We start from the raw sequence: 21,490 nt of genomic DNA on the forward strand, positions 1-21,490 counted from the left end.
TAACTATATATTAAACATATAGTTAAATGGCGGCTGTGGTTATGAACGGTACTTTCTTTTTTGGCGAGTGGCAGGTGGACCCCAGCGCCAATACGCTAAGGCTTGGCAAACAGCTGATCCAGCTTGAACCTAAAGCTATGGATGTGCTGGTTTTACTGTGCCAAAAGGCCGGAGAAGTTCTCAGCAGCGACGAGATTGTCAGTGCCTGCTGGCCTCAGGCTGAAGTGGGCGATAACCCACTGCATAAAATCATCACCCAAATTCGTAAAGCCCTTGGCGACAGCGCTACGTCCTCTTCTTATATTGAAACCATACGTAAACGCGGTTACCGCACTCTGGCTCAGGTGATTTTCCCACTCGGGCAGGAAGAAAGCGCTACACCCCAAAGCTGGCAGGGTGGTTCACCTTTCCCGGGTTTACAGGCGTACGATGCCCGTTATGCCACAGTGTTTTTTGGCCGTGGCAGTCAAATTGATACCTTATTGGAACGTATAGCGCAGCAAGTGCAGTACGGCAGAGCTTTTTGTTTGGTGTTAGGCCCAAGTGGCAGCGGTAAATCTTCGTTAATCAATGCTGGCGTTATGCCAAATTTGATGCAAAACAATGGCTACAACGGCGTCAAGGTGGAGTCGTACAGCAGTCTGGATTTAGCTGACCTGACGCCAGGCCAATTGCTGATGCAGCTGGCCAGTGCTTTGCTCGACTGGGAAGTGGCGGACCAGCCGGTATTTGAAGGCTGCAGTGCCGAGCAGTTGGCTGATAAACTACAGCATCAAATGGACTGGGTGCTGCAAAGCTGTAAAAAAGCGCTACAAAACCAAAATGAAAGCAAATCCCGTTTTGCCATTTTTATCGACCGGCTTGAAGTGCTGTTATCTTCACCGCATTTTAGCGAAGAAGAACGGCAGCTGTTTATCGACCGGATGGAACAACTGGCAACTTCAGGTTCTGTAGTGGTATTAAGTGCCTGTCGTAACGAGTTTTACCCTTTACTGGTCAACCATCCTAGTTTAATGGCAGGCAAAGCCCGTGGTGCGCATTTTGACTTAGCGCCACCGGGCCGTACCGAACTTTTACAAATGATCCGCCTACCAGCCATAGCCGCCAATTTAAGCTGGGACATAGACCCCAACACAGCAATACCACTGGATGAGCTGTTATGCAGCGAAGCGGCCAGCAATCCCGACGCTTTACCTATGCTGCAATACACTTTGCAGGAATTGTATTTACAGCGCAGCGACAGCAATCAGCTGCTGTTTTCTGTTTATAAAAACTTAGGGGGTATTGAAGGTGCTATAGGTAAAAATGCCGAGCAGGCCATAGCGCAGTTAAGTACAGCAGAAAAAGACAGCTTACCTCGCGTGCTCTCTTTACTGGTGACTTTACGTGAAGACGAACAGTCCATCACCAGTCGCACAGCACTCTGGCAACAATTACAAAATGACGCTGAGCGTACTTTGGTGCAAGCTATGGTGGAGCATCGTTTATTTGTCTCTCACCTGCAAAATGCTGTGCCTTGTTTTAGCGTAGCGCACGAAGCTTTATTAAGGCGCTGGCCACGAGCTACAGCCTGGATAGCAGAACATCACCAAAGTTTAAGTGTAAAAAGCCGCTTGCAGCATTTAACCAAACGCTGGCTGACCGAAGATAAACACAGCGCCTATTTATTGGCCGACGGCAAACCTTTAGCCGAAGCCCAGCAACTGGCGCAAAATGGCTTTTTTACTTTAGATGCCAACGAACTGGCTTTTATTCAGGCCTCAGGCAAAAGAGCCACATTGCTGCGTACCAGCAGACGCCTGACCTTTGCTTTGCTTTGTCTGCTGACTTTTACCGCAGTATTAATGAGCTTCCGCAGTTTTGAAGCGGAAAAACAAGCGCAGCAAAAACGTTTAGCGGCCGAAAGTTTATTAGGTTTTATGGTGGGTGATTTTGCCGACAAATTACGCAGCATAGGCCGGATGGATTTACTCGACGGTATCAGCAATAAAGCACTGGAGTATTTCAGCGACTTTTCTGATGCCAATAACGATCAGTACCTAAGCACCCAAGCCCGTTTGCAACATGGCCAAACACTGGAAGCTATGGGCGAAGTGGCTTATTCACGTAACAAAATTGATGAAGCCAAAACTGCTTTATTAGCAGCCAGAGACAAACTGGCACCAGTACTTAAAGAGCAACCGGATAATTTAGAACTGCTCAAAACCTTAGGCGCCAATGCCTTTTGGTTAGGGCAAATTCATTACGATGCCAATAACTGGTTGGCCGCTAAACCTGAATTAGAACTTTATTACAGTTATAGCCAGGCTATGTACAAAATAGCACCAGACAGTGTAGATGCCCTTATGGAGCTATCTTACGCCACAAATTCGTTAGGCTCTTTGGCGATGAAATTGCAAGAGTTTGAGCAAGCCACAGCTTTTTTTGACGAGTCGCTGAATCTTAAATTATTGGCAAAAGCCAAAGACCCCACCAATACAGCCTTAATAGCTGATATAGCAGATACCCGTTCCTGGTTAGCCAGCGCTGCTTTGGCAAAAGGGGATATACATAAAGCTATAGCAGTGCATTTACAAATACAGACTGAATTTGAAAGAATGAATAGTGCTTTCAAATCAGATGCTTACTTGTTAGATAAAGTATTTAATAGCTACTTTAACCTAGCCTCTATTTATCATTATCAAGGTTTAAGCAAACAGGCTTTTGAGCAGGCTTATCAGGCTCATGCTTTGCTGGGGCTGGCTGTCGCACAAGATCCTAACAATAAAAGATGGTATGGTGAATTGTTCCACCTTAAGGTCTGGTTGATGAGATTGAATGTAACACTACGTGACCCGCGTGCAAAATTTACTCCTGAGACGTTAAAACAAGAACTTGAACAGAAGAAACATGAATTTGCCAGTGAACAACACTTCGCAAAAGTTTATGACAACTGGCTTATTCAGTCTGCCCGTTATTACGAGGCAATAGGACAGACGCAAAAAAGTATGGCCTTAACATCGGAGGCTCTAACTTATTATCGGGCATTGGTCGCAGCTGAATCAGGCGATCTGCAATTAGTGGCCTCTTTAGCTGAATTGGAGTTACTGCAGGCAAAACTGTATAAAAAGCAAATGCTACATCAGCAAAACCAGCAATCCTGCACCAGAGCTAAAAACTTGTTAGCTCCCTTGCAACAGAAAGATAAAAAACCTCAATATATTCAACCTTATGCTACGGCTTTAAATTGTCTGAATGAACTGGATCGACATCCAGAACTGCAGAAGTTGCTGAAAAAATTAGCACTTGAGCTTAACGATCTGTAGATTTTTTGTTTTTAACCCAAACCAAGGAAATTTTATGAACGCAACAACATTAATTCAGGGCCCTATTATTGATGTGATGATTACGCTGGATGCGAGTCAGGAACCTAAAGTCACATATCTGCAGGATGGTGCAGTTTGCACTGGTAGTGTGGTGGTGACTTGTGGCGAAGATATTACCTACAGACTGGTCAACTCCGCTGGTTATGCTTTTATGGGCGCGGGTTTTTTAACCCCTTATGACCATATTATTGATGCTGTACAAGTTTCTGCAGATGGTCAGGAACTGGTACTGGTGGATGAAGATAGTGTGTCAGGCACTACCAAGTTCCAGTTAATTTTTACCAATACAACCAATAGTTTGCTGCTACTAAGTCCTGACCCACAAATTGTAAACAAAGGCCAAGTTCCACCTAAGTCTTAATACTGCGTCTTACAACTTGGCTCTAAACTGTATCTAATTCAGTATCGAGCCCCTGTAGCGGTAAGTAACTCTTAATCTAAAAGCCCCCAGCCGGGGCTTTTTACTTCAGTTTAAAAAAGCCATAACTCAAGCAGCCCCTCGATTTTCTATTGTGTATTCGCTGTCCCTCTATTAGTGTGTAATCGATTTTATCCCCATCTTAACCCTTTCAATTAAAAGGAATTAGCGTGAAAAAAACGTCCTTACTTTTTACTGCCTTATTGGCAGCAGCACCATTTTTCAGCCAGGCCGCCACTCAACAAGAAATTGATCTGGCACTTGCCCCTGTAAAAACCAATGCCGATTTACAACAGCTGTTAAATTCAGCTTCGCCTTTAGATGCACTGGAACAGCATGTATTTCAGTTTGTCAGTAGTGTAAAGTTTTCGAAAAAAGGTAAGGCACCAAGCTTTGATAAAGAGCTGTTGGAAACGAACCTGTCGGCTACAGAGATTTATAAAATTCTGGCGCTATTTGGCCAACAAAGCAGCATCAGCCAGTATCAAAATGCCGCGATTATCACAGACACCGATAAATTATTATTAACAGGCTCCAGCCTGCCATTTTGTAATGCCGCCGATCCTATCGAAACCAGTGTCACCTTGGATAAAAATAAACAGGCGATATTTGGTTATGCTCAAGGTGGTGTTGTGTGTGACGGTAATGTCGAGCTGACTGAAAATACCACTGTTACCTATGTGTTAGTGCAGAGTGAACAATCGCCTAAAGGTTTACGTTTAACAGGCGCTGGTTTTACCAACCCTTTTGACGGCCATATAGAAAAAGTAACGGTAAGTCAGGACGGCCAAAGTATTCAGCTGGAGAACAATATTGAAAACTCCGGTGTCAGCAAATACCAGTTTATCCTCGAGTCGGAAGAAAATGATTTGCTGTTGGTAAGCCCGGATCCGCAGGTTATAAACAAAGGTGAATTGCCCCCTATGTAAGCTTGCCGAAGCTTTTGTGTTTGGCGGTAAAAGCTGAAAAGTTGTCTTTATCAGCAAGTGTAAACAGGCATTTTACTGCTGACACAAACAACAAAGCTGAATAAAAAGCCCCTTGCTGGGGCTTTTATAGTTTTTATGAGAAAGTAATTTATTTAAATTCAATAAGTTAAATCGGAAGGTTGCCGGAAGGTTTGTTTTTTCCATAAGTTCTAAAGTCATGCTCAGTAAACGCAGCAATGCGTCGGTACCAGGGCTTATGGAGCACAGACCTATGACACGTTCAGCACAATCTAAAAGATTATATTTAACCTCTGCACCTGTAAGTGAAGCCAACACCAGTTCAACTGAACTGAACCCTTCGCTTTATAACCGCAACGATGTAAGCCGGATCGATTTTTCTGGCGCTGGTGGTTATGCGGTCCCTCAGCTTGAAGCTTTACCTGCCCTGATTGAGTATTTGTCTGAGGCTGTGTTGGTGGTGAATTCCAGTGGCAGTATTGTTTGCATCAATAATAAAGCAGCGCAGTTTTTGGGCCATACCCAAGGCGCATTGCGTGGGCATTGCTGGCCGGACTTTTTAGTCAAACGTTATCAGCCGCATTACCACAACCTGGTCGATATGGGCCGTCGTGGTGTGTTGTCGCAGCAACAAAAGCCGACTGAAATGGCTATTATTTGCGTCAATGGGGATATAAAAGATATTGAGCTGACCCTGAGCTACTTGCCTTCAGATGACCCGTTGCTGGTGATTGTGATGCGTGATCTGACTTCTCATAAAGCCGAATGTTATAAATTGCATACGCTGGCCTGCACCGATCCTTTAACTGCGCTTGCCAATAGACGCCATTTTGATCAGATGTTGCAGAACTATTGGGATGAATGCAATAAAACACAAAGCCCAGTTAGTGTGCTGATTGTTGACGTCGATCATTTCAAGCAGTTTAACGACCAATATGGCCATATTCAGGGCGACGAATGTTTACGCCGTATAGCCGCTGCTATTTCATTGGCCGTTCCTCGTGGTCAGGGTTTAGCGGCCCGTTATGGTGGTGAAGAGTTTGCGCTTATTCTGCCGTACCACGACGAAGCTATGGCTAAAGCTGTGGCGGTTAAAGTGCAGCATTATGTCAGTCAGCTGAAGTTTTCAGAACAAGGTTTGTCAGACGATATCTCTGTGGCTGTCAGCCAGGGGTTTGCCAGTGAAATCAACGGTCAGTTCCGCACACCCTTTGCGATGTTATGTGCTGCTGATACAGCTTTATACCGTGCTAAGGCTGAGGGAAGGAATTGTATTAGCAGTAGTTGCTGATTGCCCGTCGTACTTGAAGCCGTAGCTTCGTTGACTTCGTATTCTCGCCCCGGTCACATAGGTTAACTATGCTCCCGGGGTCTCGAAGCCTCGTCGCCTCGCTGCAACTCCAATTACTTAGGGCAATAGGCTCGTTGTGCTTGAAGCCGCAGCTTCGTTGACTTCGTATTCTCGCCCCGGTTGTTCGTGGAACATGGTGATTGGTATGAGCTGAGAGTTCTCGCTTCAATCCAATGACACATAGGTGAACTATGCTCTCTGGGTCTCGAAGCCTCGTCGCCTCGCTGCAACTCTAATTACTTAGGGCAATAGGCTCGTTGTGCTTGAAGCCGTAGCTTCGTTGACTTCGTATTCTCGCCCCAAAACACAGCAGGTTTTGCTGCAACAACACCTGCTGATTGTTTTACGCCTCGCTGCAAAGGGGCGTTTTTTTATTTGTGCTGCTCTTTTGTCATAGCAGTTCAGCGCCTAAGATAAGCCACCTGAAACCGCTTTTAAGTTCTTGTTATGGCGCTCCAACTTATATCCCCCAACCAATGGCAAACTCAGGCCTGGAAAAATGGCGGTGGCATTACGCATCAGCTTGCCCGTTCTGACGACAATGCCGGTATGCGCTGGCGTGTTTCCATCGCTGAAGTCGCCAGTGACTGTGCTTTTTCCCGTTTTGAACAAACCGACCGCATTATTATGCTGCTGCAAGGCAATGGTTTTTGTTTGTATGGTGCTGAAGATCAGCCCGTGGTGCTGGATAAAGCCTTAGTACCTTTTGCTTTTACCGGTGAAACCGCTATTAACTGCACCTTGATTGACGGCCCGGTACGGGATTTTAACCTGATGACCAGACGCGCTGATATAAAAGCCAGTTTGCTGGTTGTGTCTGTGACAAATCCTTTGTCTTTGGTGCTGGCACAAGAATCAATCTTGTATCTGGCTTCTGGCCAGCTTCAGGTGAGTTTCGCCGGGCAGAGTGATCAGCTCGAAGCAGGGCAAAGCTTGTTATGCACTGACGAGGTGGGGGAGTTGCAGATTAGCGCTGGTGTAGAGCCATGTCAGTTGGTGTGGATCTGTATTCACCAACGGCCTCCTTTACAAGCCAGCCAAGGCGCGTACCATAAAGACACTGATGTTAGAAAGGATTTACTAATGAGCAAACAACATTCCCCAGGCTTTTTGGCTTTAGTTGAAGATGCCAAAAGTAGAGTAAAAGAGCTGACTATTGCGGATTTGCAGCAGTTTCCAACCCCTTATGTGCTGGTCGATGTGCGGGAAGATTTAGAGTGGCTGGCCGGGCATTTGCCTGCTGCTATTCATTTGGGTAAAGGCGTAATTGAGCGCGATGTGGAAAACGCAGTGCAGGATAAACAGCAAACGCTGATTTTGTATTGTGGTGGTGGTTTTCGTTCGGCTTTAGCGGCCGATATGCTGCAGAAAATGGGCTATCAGGATGTCTGGAGTCTGGCGGGTGGTTATACCGCCTGGGTCAATGCAGGTTTGCCTTTGACTAAGCCGCAAGTTTGATTTGAACATTGAGACGAACATAAAGGGTCAGAGCACTTTTGCTGCGCAAATGTGCTCTGACCTCAAGCTATTTACTTCAACAGAGCTTCTGTCAAATGCGGGCGCATGCCTTTTAACATGGCACCTAATACTTTTGGACTTGCGGCTACGATGTTGCCGCTGCGCAGGTAGTTGTTACCACCAGCGAAGTCACTGATTAAGCCACCGGCTTCACGTAAAATCAGCTCGCCTGCAGCAAAATCCCATGGCTTTAAACCAATTTCCCAGAAACCATCAAAACGGCCTGCTGCGACATAACATAAATCCAGCGCTGCCGAACCAGTACGACGCACGTCTGCGGCCTGAACCATCAGAGTTTTAAAGGTTTCAGTGTACGCGTCTAAATGGTGTTTGTGTTTAAAAGGGAAACCAGTCGCCAGAATAGCGCCGCCTAAATCAGGTAAATTAGTAGTACGGATACGACGGCCATTGAGCTGAGCGCCTGCACCACGGGATGCGGTGAACACTTCGCCACGTAATGGGTCAAATACCACGGCTTGATCCAGTTTGCCCTGATGACGCAGAGCTATGGATACCGCAAAGTGAGGAATGCCTTTGATAAAGTTTGTGGTGCCATCAAGCGGGTCGATGATCCACTGGTAATCGCTATTGTTGTTGCCATATTCGCCGTTCTCTTCACCGATAATATCGTGATCCGGGAATGACTTACGTAAAACATGCACTATGGCCTGTTCTGCTTCTTTATCGATGTTGGTCACAAAGTCATTAGTGCCTTTCTGAGTCGTCTGAACTAAGTCCATCTGACCACAAGCTTTAGCGATGACATTACCTGCGCTGCGGGCAGCACGAATTGCGATGTTTAACATCGGATGCATAACGATTACCTTATTGTATAAAGAACAGTCAAAAGAGCGGCGCGTATTGTAGCCGCTGACAGGAAAAAGTAAAGCGAATTCAGGGCCTGTGTTTTTGTAGTTTGCGCTGCAAAGTGCGCCTGTGCATCGCCAGAGCTTTGGCAGTCTGGGATATATTGCCCTGATGCTGTTCCAGAACCCGTTGAATATGCTCCCATTCCAGCTGATCTGTCGATAACACTTCGGGTTCAGTGGCTGCTGTTGCCTGGCTGATGTGGCCACTTAAGGCCTGAGTTAAAGTAGCAAAATCGACAGGTTTGGTCAGGTAATCGTCTGCTCCTGCTTTTACCGCTTGCACTGCTGTGGTGATGCTGGCGTAGCCTGTTAATAACACAATGCGGCATGTCGGCAACTGCTGGCGCAGTGGTGCAATATAATCCAGACCTGAGGCCACACCAAAACGTAAATCCAGCAGGTAGCAATCCGCTTGTTCTGCCACCAGTAAGTCCGGGCTTATCACCTCGTTATAGCTTTTCACCTGATGCCCCAATGCTTCCAGCCGACGGCATAAAGTGCGGGTTAACGTGACATCATCGTCCAGTAGTACCAGTTTCATTCTGTTTTATTACCAAAATAAATACGGGTTAATACGCCATTATCCGCACAGTTTTGCCGTTCCACTTTGCCACCTAAACTATCAATAGACACATTGGCCAGAAACTGGCCTAAGCCTAAACCTTGTTCACTGGGGCTGGGTTTTTTACCCAATTGCGCCAGTTCGCTCTCCGGTAAACCCGGGCCATAGTCGCGGATTTGTAACTCTAACTGGCTGTTATGTTGCTGCATGGTCAGACTTAACCGAGGTTCTTTGTTGGCTAAGCTGGCATCAGCGGCATTATCCAGAATATTAAATAAAGCTGCGGCCAGACTGATGCTGTCGCTGACTGTTAAAGGCGACTGATCGCTGCTGAAGTGTTGCTCCATGCTGATTTCAGGCCTGCTGACCAGCCAGAGCTGAATGCTGTGTTCTATAGCGTTATACAAAGGCTGGGATTGTAAGTCACCTTTACGCAGTTGCTGGGCATTACTGCGAAGTTTTTGCACTATTTGCTGGCAAAGCAGTAATTGCTGCCGTAAATCTGCAGCTAATTCAGGGTCTTGTTGTTCAGTCAGCTCGTCGGTCAGCAGTACCAGATTTTGTAGTGGGGTGGCCAAATCATGTGCCGCATTGGCAGCGTAGGTGGCCACAGCCAGTATTTGTTCATGCTGCAGCTGCTTTTGTTGCAGCTTGTTTAATTGAGCTGAAGTGCTGCGGATACGCTGGGTTTGGGCGCTGATAAACCAGCTGACGATAAAAGCACTAAAACTAAAAGCCCACCACATCTGGCTGATATGCTGACTAAAAGGTTCTGTGCCCGCTGGCTCAGCACTATGATGCTGGTGCATGGCATGCACATCTGTAGTCAATGGAACTTGCAGCAGCAGGCTGTAACAGCCAATAGCCAGTATCGCCATCAGGTAGCTGGGGAGTGTGGAAAATAACACAGCAGTAACGGCCACAGGCAGCAGTAAAATAGCGACAAAACCATTGCTGGCGCCTCCTGTCATGGCCAGCAGCGCTGTGATCATAAAAAGATCAATCAGAATACTGATGGCGATAAAACGTTGTTCAGAGCCTTTGTTGCCTCGCCAGAGTTTCAGACTGATATTGGTGAATACATGCACCGCAATAACAAAACACAGCAGACTCCAGCTATGGATAGGGTACTCCAGCAAGTAACCCGTCAGGCTGGCCAGCAGTTCCAATCCAATTAAGATCCAGCGAAAACGTTGCAGTTGCTGAATTGGCTGCTCTGTATGAAGTGTGTTGCGGGAAAAAATGGCGTTCATAGCATCTCAAAAAAAGCGGCTGCTAAGCAGCCGTTGCAAAAAACTGACAGCTCAGATTATAGGAGTGGGAACACCTTGTCATCTGATGGAAGTCGGAGTCATTCTGGTCTGGTTTTGGGCGCTTCGCAATGTGGCAAAAGGTCGCAGCTGGTTTTGTTGGTTTTGTAGGTGCGACTGGGGCGAGAGAGCGCAGTCAACAAAGCAGCAGCGTCAATGACAAAAGGGAAAGTCATACAACTGTAACCCGAGGCCTATAGTCTGCCTGCATTTTCTGCAATGAAGGTAATATGGATGAAAGCTGTACTTTATCTGATGCGTCATGCCACGGCTGATGTACGAAACTCCATGGTGGATGAGGCCGATCGTTGCCTGAATGAAAAAGGCAGATTACAAGCGCGCCGTGTTGCGGCTTTTATGCAAAAACATGGTTTGTTACCGGATCGGATTTTCTGCAGTCCACACACTAAAGCCGTGCAAACGGCCGCTTTAGTACGTAAAGATTCAGGAGTAAAAGTACTGGTTGAAGAATGGCCTTGTTTATTGCCTGCTGTACCGGCAGTTGAAGCAAAAACGCATTTATTCAGCCAGTTGCAAGACAATGAAGCTGTGCTGTTGGTGGGGCATGAACCTGAGATGGCATTGCTGGTGAATGAATTATTAGGGTTGGATAAAACTTTTCTTGAACTGAAAAAAGCCTCTTTAACTTGTCTGGAACTAGGCACTGAAGCCACAGTACCTGTGCGACTGGCCTGGTCTGTACCTGCTAAGTTTATGTAAGCCTCCGAGGTTTTTATCTGAATGTCCCGGAACTAATGACGACTTGAATTGTGTTGCTTAAATAGATATAAAACAGCCTGTATATTTTTTGTAAACTAAGGGACTAGTGTGAATAAGGATTATTGCAATAAAATCGGTCAGTGGTTGTGGGTTAGCCTGCTGTTACTTTTTGTCACTGCCTGTAGCCACAACGCTGTGGTTCCCGTTACTGAGCATACCATGCTCAAGGCCAGATTTGGTCATGCCGCAGTGCAGGATGGAAAAAGGATCTTTATTCTCGCTGGTTCTGATAAATCAGGATTGCTGTCTGATATTGAAGTTTATGATCCAGCCACTGGGCAAATTGAACACTGGAAAAAAAAGTTGATCCCACGCCGTTATTTTTCAGCCGTATGGGATGGCAATGAATCTGTCTATATTTTGGGTGGGATCTCAGTTTCAGCACGGGGTTCTGCTATAGAACCCAGAGTAGAAGTGTTAAACACCAGAACAGGTGATGTGACTTTTGCTCCAAATTTACCAGCGCCTACCCTGAACAATACAGCAGTTTTTTCTGATGGCCGGATAGTTGTGTTTGGTGGCTCTCGTCTTGAGCGTGACACCATAATGTCTACCTCTGTTGTAGCGATTTATGACCTGGCAGAAAGGCAGTGGTTTAGGGCAAAGGATATGCCAACACCAAAAGATACCAAGGCTGTGCTGAAAGACGAATGGATTTATTTGGTTGGGGGTTATAACAGGCAAAGTGCGTTAAATTCCTTTGAACGTTTTAATCCGACAACCCGTGAGTGGCAGGTTCTACCGCCTTTGCCTGTAAAGCTTAGCGCCCATTCTGTTGCTGTACTGCAAAACCAATTGCTAGCATTTGGGGACTACGAAAATATGACGTCCACCTACAGCTACGATTTTGATAAAGGACAGTGGCAGAAACTGGAGTTGGGTTACAAAGCCAGTAGGCATAATGCAGCTGTCACTTTTGATGATGACGTTTATGTGTTTGGTGGCACTATCGGCGGGAATGGACCTTTCCTTAACTATATTCAAAAATTCAGTTTTTAATTCAAATCAGGGCAAACCTTCAGGCATTAGGCATTGCCCTGCTTATTCCCTTCAATTGCAAACCCGCAGCTAATACAAAGTCACAGATACTGCTATAAATGATATTGAATTGCGAATCATTCTCGTTTAGTCTGTGCACCTTTGTTGTTGCTTTGAGGCTGTTATGTTGTCCTTACCATCTCCTTCGTTACTGGCTGTTGCTGTTATTGCTGCTTTACATTCAATTCCGTCTTATGCCCAGCTGTCAGATCAAGAAGGTTCTGATACACAACAAGCTGATAAAGAACTGGAAGTGATAGAGGTCAAAGGCCGCGCTCAGACTTTATACCGCGCTTCTCAAAGCAGTGTAGGCACAAGAACAGATACAGATTTAGAGCTGGTGCCGCAAAATATTCAGGTATTACCGGAAGCGCTGATCCGTGATCAGGCGGCTCGTCAGGTCACTGATCTTTACCGTAGCATGAGTGGCGTCAGTGCTTTTAGTTACTCAGGCGTGACCTTTCGTGGTTTCCGTCAGGACGAAATTTTATATGATGGCGTAAGAGGCGATCCATTTAATGGTTTTGCTGTGCCTCAGTTGTTTAACGTGCAGGAAGTGCAGTTACTCAAAGGCAGCAGCGGCGCTTTGTACGGCAGCAGCGCTCCTGGTGGCCTAATTAACTATGTGACTAAAAAACCACAACGTACCGCGAAAAATCAGCTGGAATTAGGTTTAGGCAATGATGATTACTGGCAGGGTTCACTGGAGTTGAGTGGTCCACTGAACGAGCAGCAAGCCTACCGTTTTGGTTATTACCGCGATTCTGAGCAGCCGTTTCGCTGGAATACCAAAGTTGAAAATGAAATTCTGGATCTGGGGTATCTGATTGATATCACAGACAGCACCAGTCTGACATTGCAATACAATACTCTGACGCAGGATTATCAGGGGGCCCGTTTACGCGGTGTGCCAACAGATGATCAGGGTAATTTCCTTGGCGACAGAGCCTGGAACCATAACGAAGCGACAGATTTTCAGTCGTTAGAAGCAGACGTTTGGCAGGTGCGGGCTGACCATGAATTTAACAGCAACTGGCGCACCGATTTGACCTGGCGTCATTACGATAATACCGAATTGCAGAACTACCATGAACCTTTCTGTAGCTTCGACACAGATGGTGATGGTGTGGTGGATTATTGCCGCCGTCAGTTCAGGGATCAGCGCCGCGAAAATACCGCAGACAGCGTGACCTGGAACAACATAGTAGAGTTCAGCACTGCGGGTTTGAATCACCAGTTGTTAATTGGTGCTGATACCATGACGCAGGACTCGTACTTTTTAGGCCGCAACGTAGCGCCAATCGAGCAGGGCGGTAAGGCCTTAGGTATTAGTTTAATCAACCCTGTGTATGGCCTGACCTCAGCTGCGGATTATGATATCGACAGCATCAAATCTACGCCGACCGATACCACTGCTGTGCGGCAGGGTTTTTATCTGCAGGATCAGTTAGATTTAACCTCAAGCTGGAATCTGTTGCTGGGTGTGCGCTGGGATAGTTTTGAAGATAAAAACAATATGGCCTCGTCCAAAGTGGATGGTAACGACAGCTCCTGGCGTGTCGGTTCTACTTATCAGTTGACCGATTGGGTGCGTTTGTATGCACTGAAAGGCACAGGCTTCAGCCCGCAGGCAAGTGCGTCTCAGGTGCCTGAAGTGGGTGGTCCTTTTGAAGCTGAGCAATCCAGTATTATCGAAGCGGGCGCGCGTTTTTCTTTGCTTAATGATGCAATCCGCCTGAATGTGGCTACTTATGAAATGATCAGAAATAACATACTGCAGGCGGACCCTCGTGGTGATGTCGGTGGGGATGGTCGTGACGATCAAATCGCTTTGGGCGAAGTCAAAAGTAAAGGCGTGGAACTGGACCTGCTGGGCGACTTAACCGACTCCTGGGTGCTGAATCTGAACTATGCCTACAACGATACCCGTATTGTCGAAAGCACCAGCGCTATTACCAATGCGGTGGGAGACAAGTTTGCCAATGCGCCACAACATCAGGTCGGGATATGGAGTCGTTACGAGCTGGACAGCATCAACTCAGCCATAGCAGCAGGTATGGATTATGTCAGCGATCAGTTAAGTATTGATGGTCAGCATGTAAAATCCTACACCGTCTTTGATATGAGCTGGCAAACCCGCTGGCAGCAGTGGATGTTTCAGGCCAATGTGAAAAATCTGTTTGATAAAACTTATGCCACTGCTGGTTTTATTGAACGCACCGGCCATTTTCCGGGTGAGCCACGCCGCTTAATAGTCACAGCCAGTTATCAGTTCTAAGCTGGCTATGAACGGCAGAAGTTGGTATAAGTTACATTCCTTTGCAGGTTTTGCTTTTGGCCTGCTGATGTTGCTGGTCTGTCTGACCGGCACTTTGGCCGTGGTCAGTCATGAAATTCAGTATCTGTCGCATCAAAAATACAGGGCCTTGTCTGAACGACAGGGACCTGTGCCCTGGCAGGTGCTGGAGCAGAATTTAGCCAAAGCTTATCCCGACTATCAGATCAGCAATCTCAACGTGCCGGAACAATGGTATTTGGCGGGCGCCGTAAGTTTAAATGCAGGCTCGGAATTTAAATTTGTTTATTTTGATCCCGCTTCCGGAGCTTTAACAGGCGAAGGTCAGTGGGGCACCGTATCGCGGTTTTTACGTAATATTCATATGTACCTGTCGCTGGGTTCTACCGGCAAAATCATAGTCACCAGTTTAAGTTTTTTGCTGCTGATTATTTTAATCAGCAGTTTTTATGTGTACCGGCAGTGGTGGCGTAAAGGTTTTCAGCTGCCTTCCGGTGCTAAAGCCTCCGGCCGTACTTTTTGGTCAGACTGGCATAAATGGACAGGCGTCTGGTGCTGGGGTTTTATTCTGCTGATGTTTCTGACAGGGCTTTGGTACTTTACCGAACACTTTTTACTGAAGTTTAAAGTGGATCATTACCCAAAAGCGCCGAAGCTGGAGCAGGCCATCACACATAAAGCTTTGTCTGTAACCGAATTAATGCAAGCTGCGCAAAAGGCCAGACCTGAACTGGATATCAGAGCGCTGAATTATCCGCTGTCTGACAAAGCGCCTGTGGTGGTGACTGGGCAGGATGATACGCTGCTGGTGCGCGACAGAGCCAACCGCATTTACCTGCATCCGGTGACGGCGCAAGTGCTGAAGATCCAAAAAGGCGGCGATTTAAAACCTGTGGCTTATATCTCAGATATGGCTGACCCGCTGCATTTTGGTAACTTTGCCGGGTTTGGCGTCAAGCTGCTGTATTTTGTGTTTGGGCTGGGTTTTACCTTTTTAGTGGCGGGAGGGCTTTGGATGCACTGGCTGCGCACCAAAAGACAACAACCACAACTGATGCGCTGGATAGGCTGGAGCGGAGCGGTGTCGTCAGTATTGGTTATTACGGCGCTGGTGGTGACTTCGGTGCAGTTTTCACAACGTGAAGTAGAAAACTTGCCTTTGTCGCCATTGCTTGGATCTCTACGATAGCGTTCAACAAAATAAAATGGGGTCAGATCACATTGTTAACGGTTAACAATGTGATCTGACCCCATTTTTAGGTTTTAGTGACGGAAATGACGCACGCCTGTGAAGATCATCGTCATGCCATGCTCGTCTGCAGCAGCTATCACTTCTGCATCGCGCATAGAGCCACCAGGCTGGATCACAGCTTTGATACCTGCAGCAGCTGCTGCATCAATACCATCACGGAACGGGAAAAATGCATCTGATGCCATGACTGAACCTTTGACTTCCAGGTTCTCGTCAGCAGCCTTGATACCGGCGATCTTCGCACTGTAGACACGGCTCATCTGGCCTGCACCGACGCCAATAGTCATGCTGTCTTTGGCATAAACAATAGCATTAGATTTCACATATTTGGCCACTTTCCAGCAGAACAACAAGTCACGTAATTCATCTGCAGTAGGCTGGCGTTTGGACACTACTTTTAAGTCATCCAGACCGACCATTTTCTGGTCACGGTCTTGCACTAGCACACCACCGTTGACACGTTTGATATCAAAACCTGTGGTTTTGCTGTCCCACTCGCCACAGACCAGTAAACGCACGTTTGGTTTGGTTGACACCACAGCTGCAGCCTGAGCTGTAGCGCTTGGCGCGATAATGACTTCAACAAACTGACGGCTGACAATAGCTTCGGCAGTTTTAGCATCTAATTCGCGGTTAAAAGCGATAATGCCACCAAAAGCAGAGGTTGGGTCTGTTTTGTAAGCGCGCTCATAAGCCGCCAGAATATCGTCGCCAATAGCTACACCACAAGGGTTAGCGTGTTTAACGATGACGCAAGCTGGTTCGTCGAATTCTTTTACACACTCTAAAGCTGCGTCTGTATCAGCGATATTGTTGTACGACAGCTCTTTGCCTTGCAGCTGAGTAGCGCTGGCAACAGAGGCTTCCTGAATGCTGTTTTCCACGTAAAAAGCAGCGCTTTGGTGGCTGTTTTCACCGTAACGTAAGTCTTGTTTTTTCACGAACTGAGTATTAAAAGTGCGCGGGAATTTGCTTGGTTTGGCGTCTTCATCACCGTCAGCGGCAAGCCCATAAGCAGGTAACATGGTTCCGAAGTAGTTGGCAATCATACCGTCGTATTGAGCAGTATGCTCAAAAGCGCTGATGGCTAAACTAAAACGGGTAGCATGAGTAGTAGAACCTGCGTTTGCAGCCATCTCTGCTAACACTTTGTCGTAATCGGCTGCGTTGACCACAATAGTCACATCGTTATGGTTTTTCGCTGCAGCACGCACCATAGTTGGGCCGCCGATATCGATATTCTCGATGGCGTCTTCTAAAGTACAACCTGCTTTGGCCACTGTGTTGGCGAACGGATACAGGTTCACTACCACTAAATCGATAGGCTTGATGTTGTTTGTTGCCATGACAGCTTCATCCATACCACGGCGGGCCAGAATGCCACCATGTACTTTTGGATGCAGCGTTTTGACGCGGCCGTCCATAATTTCCGGGTGACCTGTGTAATCAGACACTTCAGTGACAGCTATGCCTTGTTCTGCCAACAACTTGGCTGTACCACCTGTGGATAACAGTTCCACACCCTGGGCGGCTAAAGCACGGGCAAATTCAACTATACCGGTTTTATCTGACACGCTTAACAAGGCGCGACGGATTGGACGAGCTGCGTTCATTGGATCATTCTCCGCTGTAATGGTTAATTCGGACCAGCACTGCTGTTTTGGGCAGCTTTTGGATAGCAACAAAGCCAGGATATAAGCATAGAGAAAAAAGGCTTTGCTGTATCGCCGGGATTAGCTGGTGAAATCCCTTTTTTACTTCACACACTACTTAAAGTGGTTCCGCTAAGTATTTGACGTTGCGGCGAGGCGGCAAGGGCGTGAGACCCAGGGAGCATAGTCCACTATGTGACCTGGGTGAGCGCACGCAGCCAACGAAGCTGCAGCGTCAAAGACGACGCGGAAAAACAAAAAAGCACCCGAAGGTGCTTTTGCTGCGGGACTCCTCCCGCGGGGGCATTAACTCATGCCGTATTGTTTCAGCTTCTTACGCAGAGTACCGCGGTTGATGCCCATCAGGTTGGCAGCGCGGGTCTGGTTGCCGCGAGTGTATTTCATCACTTCTTCTAATAACGGCTTTTCTAATTCGGACAACACTAATTCGTACAGGTCGTTGACGTCCTGACCATTTAGTTGTTGTAAGTAGTTCGCCACCGCTTTTTGTACCGCGTTGCTTAAAGGCTGCGGTTTTTCTTGCGTTTGAACATGGGCGTTGGTGATAAATGGCGAAGTCACGTTTTGATTAAACATTGCCTAGTCTCTTTTACGTTAGGTTGCTGCTAGTAATTGCTCGAAATACACACTCAAGGTATCCAACTGCTGTTGAGCTTGTTCGATACCATTAAATTCACTGCGAAACATGCCTTCGCTGTCATGCTCTGCCAGGTACCAACCCACATGTTTGCGGGCAATACGTGGGCCAAGCACTTCACCATATAACTGGTGTAAGCCACGGACATGCTCCAGCAAAATATCCCTCACCTCGCTTGTTGAAGGCGAAGCCAGATGTTCACCAGTTTGCAGATAGTGCACCACTTCACGGAAAATCCAGGGTCTGCCCTGAGCGGCCCGGCCAATCATGACCGCGTCTGCTCCGGTATAGTCCAATACAAATCTGGCTTTTTCCGGCGTGGTGATATCGCCATTGGCAATCACCGGGATAGACACATTTTGTTTAATAGCGCGGATAGTGTCGTACTCCGCCTCTCCTTTATACATACAAGCTTTGGTTCGGCCATGAACCGCTAAAGCCACAATGCCGTTGTCCTGCGCTATTTGCGCTATCTGTACGCCATTTTTATGTTCGATGTTCCAGCCAGTACGGATTTTTAAGGTCACAGGTACTGATACTGCCTGAACGACGGCCTGAATAATCTGCTGCACTAAATCCGGATACTGTAACAGTGCCGAACCCGCCAGTTTTTTATTCACCTTTTTTGCCGGACATCCCATATTGATGTCGATGATTTGGGCGCCATGTTCAACATTAAACACAGCAGCTTCAGCCATCTGATCTGGATCTGAACCGGCAATTTGCACCGATCGAAGACCAGATTCATTTTGGTGAGTCATACGATTTAGCGATTTTTCACTTTGCCAGACCAAAGGATTGCTCGACATCATTTCTGATACAGCTAAACCTGCACCAAAACGACGGCAAAGCTCACGAAAAGTGTAATCCGTCACTCCAGCCATAGGAGCGCAAATTACGTTGTTCGTTAATTGATATGGACCTATGCGCACCGCTAAAACCAAGGCTCTACCCTAAAGGGGCGCTAAGTTTACGGATTTTTGCCAACAATGCAAAGGTTATTATTTAAACAAAAGTATAAATTTATAGGGGGTTGTTGGGTTGACAATCGCTAAACGTCTGAAAACTAGACTTTCTGAAATGTAAAACCCAATAAAATCGGGGGAAGGACTTATAGATAATTGTACAGCTGCTGTTTTTATCACCAAAACAGGACAAAAAGCAGCTTATAAAAGAAGTCAATGCTTTTCGTCGGCTAAGTTTGTTGCCCCATCCTCTGTCGTGTAAGATAAAGATCTGATCTTTAAAGGAGAACCCTGAATGAAAAAATGGATACTTACCTTATGCTTAGGCGCAATCAGTAGTTTGGCTCTGGCTGAAGTTATAGTCACAGATGCGACAGTTCGGGAAATACTGCCTGGCCGTAACATGACTGCAGGTTATTTTAGTATCAGTAACAAAAATAACGTAGCGGCAGAACTTACTGGCGCTAGTAGCCCTCTGTTTGGTTCTATTGAGCTGCATCGTACCAGCTTTAAAGACGGAATGATGAGTATGCAGCAGGTCGAATCTGTTGTGATAAAAGCGGGTGATCAAATACATTTTCTGCCGGGTGGTTTGCATCTGATGATGTTTGATGTCAAAGGTAGTATTAAACGAGGTCAACAGATCCCGTTACGTTTCACTTTTAAAGATGGTCAATCCATCGAGGTTCAGGCTTCGGTCAGCGCAATTGCAAGCCATTAGGAGTTATAAATGAACAGATTCAGGATTATAAGTTTAGCCGTGCTGTTCGTTTTTATTTTGGGTTATGGCACCGCCTGGTGGGCCAGTAGTGAACCTGAATTGTTTGATGTAAAAGATTTATCGGCCGAACTTAGCCCGGAACATAAGCAAACCGTGGGCTACACCACTACCAGTGCGCTGATCAAAGTGCTGGACACTCTGCTGACGAAAAATGCTGGCTTTATCAGTAACGACGTGGCGCCACCTTTCTCCTTGTTGGACAACATGCCGGCCTGGGAATTAGGGGCATTAGAGATGTCTCGGGATTTAGCACTGGCATTGCGTAAGGATTTAAGTCGTTCCCAATCTCAGTCTATTGAAAACCAGTATTTAAAGTTGGCTCAACCTATGCTCAATATTGATCATCGCAGTTGGGCTGTGCCTGCCGCTGAATCTGAGTATCAGCAGGCTATCACGCAATTAGCTTTGTACCGTACCGCATTATTAGATCCTGCCAAAACCGATAGCCAGTTTTACACCAGAGCAGATAATCTGCGTGATTGGCTCAAAAACGTGGAAAAACGGCTTGGTAGTTATAGTCAGCGTTTGAGTGTCAGCGTAGGGCAGGACAGGTTAAATACTGATTTAGCCGGGGATAGAAATGCCAGACAGTCGACACTGACTGCTGAATCCAACAGAATTAAAACAAGCTGGTGGAGCATAGATGATGAGTTTTATGAAGCACGTGGTGCGTGCTGGGCTTTGTTACATCTATTAAAAGCGATAGAATTGGATTTCGCCGACGTGTTAACCAACAAAAACGCGATGATTAGCTTACGCCAGATTGTTCGTGAACTGGAAGCTACCCAACAGCCCGTCTGGAGTCCTATGATCCTGAACGGTCGGGGTTTTGGTTTTATGGCAAACCACAGTCTGGTGATGGCGAATTATATCTCCAGAGCCAATGCAGCTCTGTTGGATTTAACTGAATTATTAGCGCAAGGATAAAGCATGAAAAAGTCTGTATTAAGTATGGTAGCTCTGGCTGTGTTGGCTGGTCCTGCAGCTATGGCTGATACCATTGGTGGTGTGTACCTTGGTGCTGATCTGCATTTTGCCGATGCCAAAGGTAGTTTTGGTCAGACAGGCAACCAGCAAAACTTCGAATTCGATGATAAAAATTTAAGCAGCTTTTATATCAAGCTTGAACATCCGGTTCCTTTGCTACCGAATATTAAACTGCAGCGTAATAGCTTAACGTCTGACGGCACGACCACTTTAAATCGTACTTTTGAGTTTGATAATCAGGTTTTTGCTGTGGGCACAGATGTGGCTCAGGATCTGGATTTATCCAATATTGACGCTACTTTTTATTACGAAATTTTGGACAATGATCTGGTCAGCCTGGATCTCGGTGTGACAGCTAAGTATATCGACGGTGATATCACTGTCGCCAGTCAGGGACAAAGCGCGACTCAGGATTTGTCTGCGGTGATCCCTATGGGGTATCTGTATGGTAGTTTTGGTTTATTAGGCACTGGCACAAAGGTGTTTGCTGAAGTGAATTACGTCAGCTACGACGGCAGTTCCTTGTCTGATATGCAGTTTGGTGTTGCTTATGAATTGATCGATTCATTGGCTGTTGATCTGGCGTTAAAAGCCGGAGTCAAAAAGACTAAACTGGAACTGGACGATATAGATAACCTGGATGCAGATTTAACCTTCGATGGTGCGTTCATTTCCGCGGAACTGCATTTCTAAACCATAGCCAATCCCGCCCCCAGCGCAGAATTTTGTTGTTCTGCTTTG

The 21,490-nt window shown here is 46.6% G+C and carries 18 protein-coding genes; 12 read left to right on the forward strand and 6 right to left on the reverse strand.

Annotated features, from left to right (window positions below):
- Positions 1-41 precede the first annotated feature (41 nt).
- The 5 genes from IEW88_RS02025 to IEW88_RS02045 all read left to right on the forward strand — a co-directional run bounded on the left by IEW88_RS02025 (position 42) and on the right by IEW88_RS02045 (position 7,539).
- Positions 42-3,305, forward strand: a complete 3,264-nt coding sequence (locus IEW88_RS02025; RefSeq protein ID WP_147902941.1) for an nSTAND1 domain-containing NTPase — start codon at positions 42-44, stop codon at positions 3,303-3,305.
- A gap of 34 nt (positions 3,306-3,339) precedes the next feature.
- The gene (locus IEW88_RS02030; protein ID WP_147902940.1) at positions 3,340-3,726 is read left to right on the forward strand and encodes a DP-EP family protein; all 387 of its coding nucleotides are present in this window, start codon (positions 3,340-3,342) and stop codon (positions 3,724-3,726) included.
- Between the two features lie 227 nt (positions 3,727-3,953).
- Complete coding sequence (locus IEW88_RS02035; RefSeq protein ID WP_185148515.1) at positions 3,954-4,712, forward strand: DP-EP family protein; 759 nt, start codon at positions 3,954-3,956, stop codon at positions 4,710-4,712.
- A gap of 271 nt (positions 4,713-4,983) precedes the next feature.
- On the forward strand, positions 4,984-6,021 hold the full coding sequence (locus tag IEW88_RS02040) for a sensor domain-containing diguanylate cyclase (protein ID WP_147902938.1): 1,038 nt from the start codon (positions 4,984-4,986) through the stop codon (positions 6,019-6,021).
- A 507-nt stretch (positions 6,022-6,528) separates the two neighbouring features.
- Positions 6,529-7,539, forward strand: a complete 1,011-nt coding sequence (locus IEW88_RS02045) for a HutD family protein (RefSeq protein ID WP_147902937.1) — start codon at positions 6,529-6,531, stop codon at positions 7,537-7,539.
- 71 nt (positions 7,540-7,610) lie between these two features.
- Here the strand turns inward: IEW88_RS02045 and suhB are convergent, their stop codons facing one another.
- From suhB to IEW88_RS02060, 3 genes are all read right to left on the reverse strand, one after another.
- Positions 7,611-8,414, reverse strand: coding sequence for an inositol-1-monophosphatase (gene suhB / locus IEW88_RS02050; RefSeq protein ID WP_147902936.1), 804 nt, complete (start codon positions 8,412-8,414; stop codon positions 7,611-7,613).
- A 79-nt stretch (positions 8,415-8,493) separates the two neighbouring features.
- Entirely contained in the window at positions 8,494-9,009 is a 516-nt protein-coding gene (locus IEW88_RS02055; protein WP_147902935.1) for a response regulator transcription factor, read from the reverse strand.
- Positions 9,006-10,283, reverse strand: coding sequence for an ATP-binding protein (locus IEW88_RS02060; protein WP_147902934.1), 1,278 nt, complete (start codon positions 10,281-10,283; stop codon positions 9,006-9,008). The genes IEW88_RS02055 and IEW88_RS02060 overlap by 4 nt, the downstream gene beginning before the upstream one ends.
- A 291-nt stretch (positions 10,284-10,574) precedes the next feature.
- Here IEW88_RS02060 and IEW88_RS02065 point away from each other — a divergent pair, with 291 nt between their 5' ends.
- The 4 genes from IEW88_RS02065 (at position 10,575) to IEW88_RS02080 (ending at position 15,643) form a co-directional block, all read left to right on the forward strand.
- Positions 10,575-11,060 (forward strand): SixA phosphatase family protein, encoded by a 486-nt coding sequence (locus IEW88_RS02065; protein WP_185148514.1) that lies wholly within the window; start codon positions 10,575-10,577, stop codon positions 11,058-11,060.
- Between the two features lie 108 nt (positions 11,061-11,168).
- Positions 11,169-12,119 (forward strand): Kelch repeat-containing protein, encoded by a 951-nt coding sequence (locus IEW88_RS02070; RefSeq protein WP_147902932.1) that lies wholly within the window; start codon positions 11,169-11,171, stop codon positions 12,117-12,119.
- A gap of 163 nt (positions 12,120-12,282) precedes the next feature.
- Complete coding sequence (locus IEW88_RS02075; RefSeq protein WP_147902931.1) at positions 12,283-14,436, forward strand: TonB-dependent siderophore receptor; 2,154 nt, start codon at positions 12,283-12,285, stop codon at positions 14,434-14,436.
- 7 nt (positions 14,437-14,443) lie between these two features.
- Positions 14,444-15,643, forward strand: coding sequence for a PepSY-associated TM helix domain-containing protein (locus tag IEW88_RS02080; protein ID WP_147902930.1), 1,200 nt, complete (start codon positions 14,444-14,446; stop codon positions 15,641-15,643).
- A gap of 74 nt (positions 15,644-15,717) precedes the next feature.
- On the opposite strand, the gene purH is transcribed toward IEW88_RS02080, so the two are convergent.
- The 3 genes from purH to dusB all read right to left on the reverse strand — a co-directional run bounded on the left by purH (position 15,718) and on the right by dusB (position 18,960).
- On the reverse strand, positions 15,718-17,319 hold the full coding sequence (gene purH / locus IEW88_RS02085; RefSeq protein ID WP_147902929.1) for a bifunctional phosphoribosylaminoimidazolecarboxamide formyltransferase/IMP cyclohydrolase: 1,602 nt from the start codon (positions 17,317-17,319) through the stop codon (positions 15,718-15,720).
- A gap of 345 nt (positions 17,320-17,664) precedes the next feature.
- Positions 17,665-17,955, reverse strand: coding sequence for a DNA-binding transcriptional regulator Fis (fis, locus tag IEW88_RS02090; RefSeq protein WP_008897208.1), 291 nt, complete (start codon positions 17,953-17,955; stop codon positions 17,665-17,667).
- 18 nt (positions 17,956-17,973) lie between these two features.
- Positions 17,974-18,960, reverse strand: a complete 987-nt coding sequence (dusB, locus tag IEW88_RS02095) for a tRNA dihydrouridine synthase DusB (protein ID WP_301331461.1) — start codon at positions 18,958-18,960, stop codon at positions 17,974-17,976.
- A gap of 316 nt (positions 18,961-19,276) precedes the next feature.
- On the opposite strand from dusB, the gene IEW88_RS02100 reads away from it, so the two are divergent.
- The 3 genes from IEW88_RS02100 to IEW88_RS02110 are packed head-to-tail and all read left to right on the forward strand — an operon-like array spanning position 19,277 to position 21,442.
- Positions 19,277-19,702, forward strand: coding sequence for a copper chaperone PCu(A)C (locus tag IEW88_RS02100; protein WP_053425610.1), 426 nt, complete (start codon positions 19,277-19,279; stop codon positions 19,700-19,702).
- Between the two features lie 9 nt (positions 19,703-19,711).
- Positions 19,712-20,689, forward strand: coding sequence for a DUF2333 family protein (locus IEW88_RS02105; protein ID WP_147902928.1), 978 nt, complete (start codon positions 19,712-19,714; stop codon positions 20,687-20,689).
- A 3-nt stretch (positions 20,690-20,692) separates the two neighbouring features.
- Entirely contained in the window at positions 20,693-21,442 is a 750-nt protein-coding gene (locus IEW88_RS02110; protein WP_147902927.1) for a TIGR04219 family outer membrane beta-barrel protein, read from the forward strand.
- The last annotated feature ends 48 nt before the right edge of the window (positions 21,443-21,490 follow it).

Source organism: Rheinheimera tangshanensis, assembly GCF_014645135.1.
GTDB classification, from domain to species: Bacteria; Pseudomonadota; Gammaproteobacteria; order Enterobacterales; family Alteromonadaceae; genus Pararheinheimera; species Pararheinheimera tangshanensis.

Bases quoted from the DNA above. Each gene is read 5' to 3' on its own strand.
- IEW88_RS02040 (WP_147902938.1), top strand. From the start codon at position 4,984: ATGACACGTTCAGCACAATCTAAAAGATTATATTTAACCTCTGCACCT.
- IEW88_RS02025 (WP_147902941.1), top strand. From the start codon at position 42: ATGAACGGTACTTTCTTTTTTGGCGAGTGGCAGGTGGACCCCAGCGCC.
- fis (WP_008897208.1), bottom strand. From the start codon at position 17,955: ATGTTTAATCAAAACGTGACTTCGCCATTTATCACCAACGCCCATGTT.
- IEW88_RS02045 (WP_147902937.1), top strand. From the start codon at position 6,529: ATGGCGCTCCAACTTATATCCCCCAACCAATGGCAAACTCAGGCCTGG.
- IEW88_RS02055 (WP_147902935.1), bottom strand. From the start codon at position 9,009: ATGAAACTGGTACTACTGGACGATGATGTCACGTTAACCCGCACTTTA.
- IEW88_RS02080 (WP_147902930.1), top strand. From the start codon at position 14,444: ATGAACGGCAGAAGTTGGTATAAGTTACATTCCTTTGCAGGTTTTGCT.
- purH (WP_147902929.1), bottom strand. From the start codon at position 17,319: ATGAACGCAGCTCGTCCAATCCGTCGCGCCTTGTTAAGCGTGTCAGAT.
- IEW88_RS02105 (WP_147902928.1), top strand. From the start codon at position 19,712: ATGAACAGATTCAGGATTATAAGTTTAGCCGTGCTGTTCGTTTTTATT.
- IEW88_RS02075 (WP_147902931.1), top strand. From the start codon at position 12,283: ATGTTGTCCTTACCATCTCCTTCGTTACTGGCTGTTGCTGTTATTGCT.
- IEW88_RS02100 (WP_053425610.1), top strand. From the start codon at position 19,277: ATGAAAAAATGGATACTTACCTTATGCTTAGGCGCAATCAGTAGTTTG.
- IEW88_RS02065 (WP_185148514.1), top strand. From the start codon at position 10,575: ATGAAAGCTGTACTTTATCTGATGCGTCATGCCACGGCTGATGTACGA.
- IEW88_RS02110 (WP_147902927.1), top strand. From the start codon at position 20,693: ATGAAAAAGTCTGTATTAAGTATGGTAGCTCTGGCTGTGTTGGCTGGT.
- IEW88_RS02030 (WP_147902940.1), top strand. From the start codon at position 3,340: ATGAACGCAACAACATTAATTCAGGGCCCTATTATTGATGTGATGATT.
- suhB (WP_147902936.1), bottom strand. From the start codon at position 8,414: ATGCATCCGATGTTAAACATCGCAATTCGTGCTGCCCGCAGCGCAGGT.
- IEW88_RS02060 (WP_147902934.1), bottom strand. From the start codon at position 10,283: ATGAACGCCATTTTTTCCCGCAACACACTTCATACAGAGCAGCCAATT.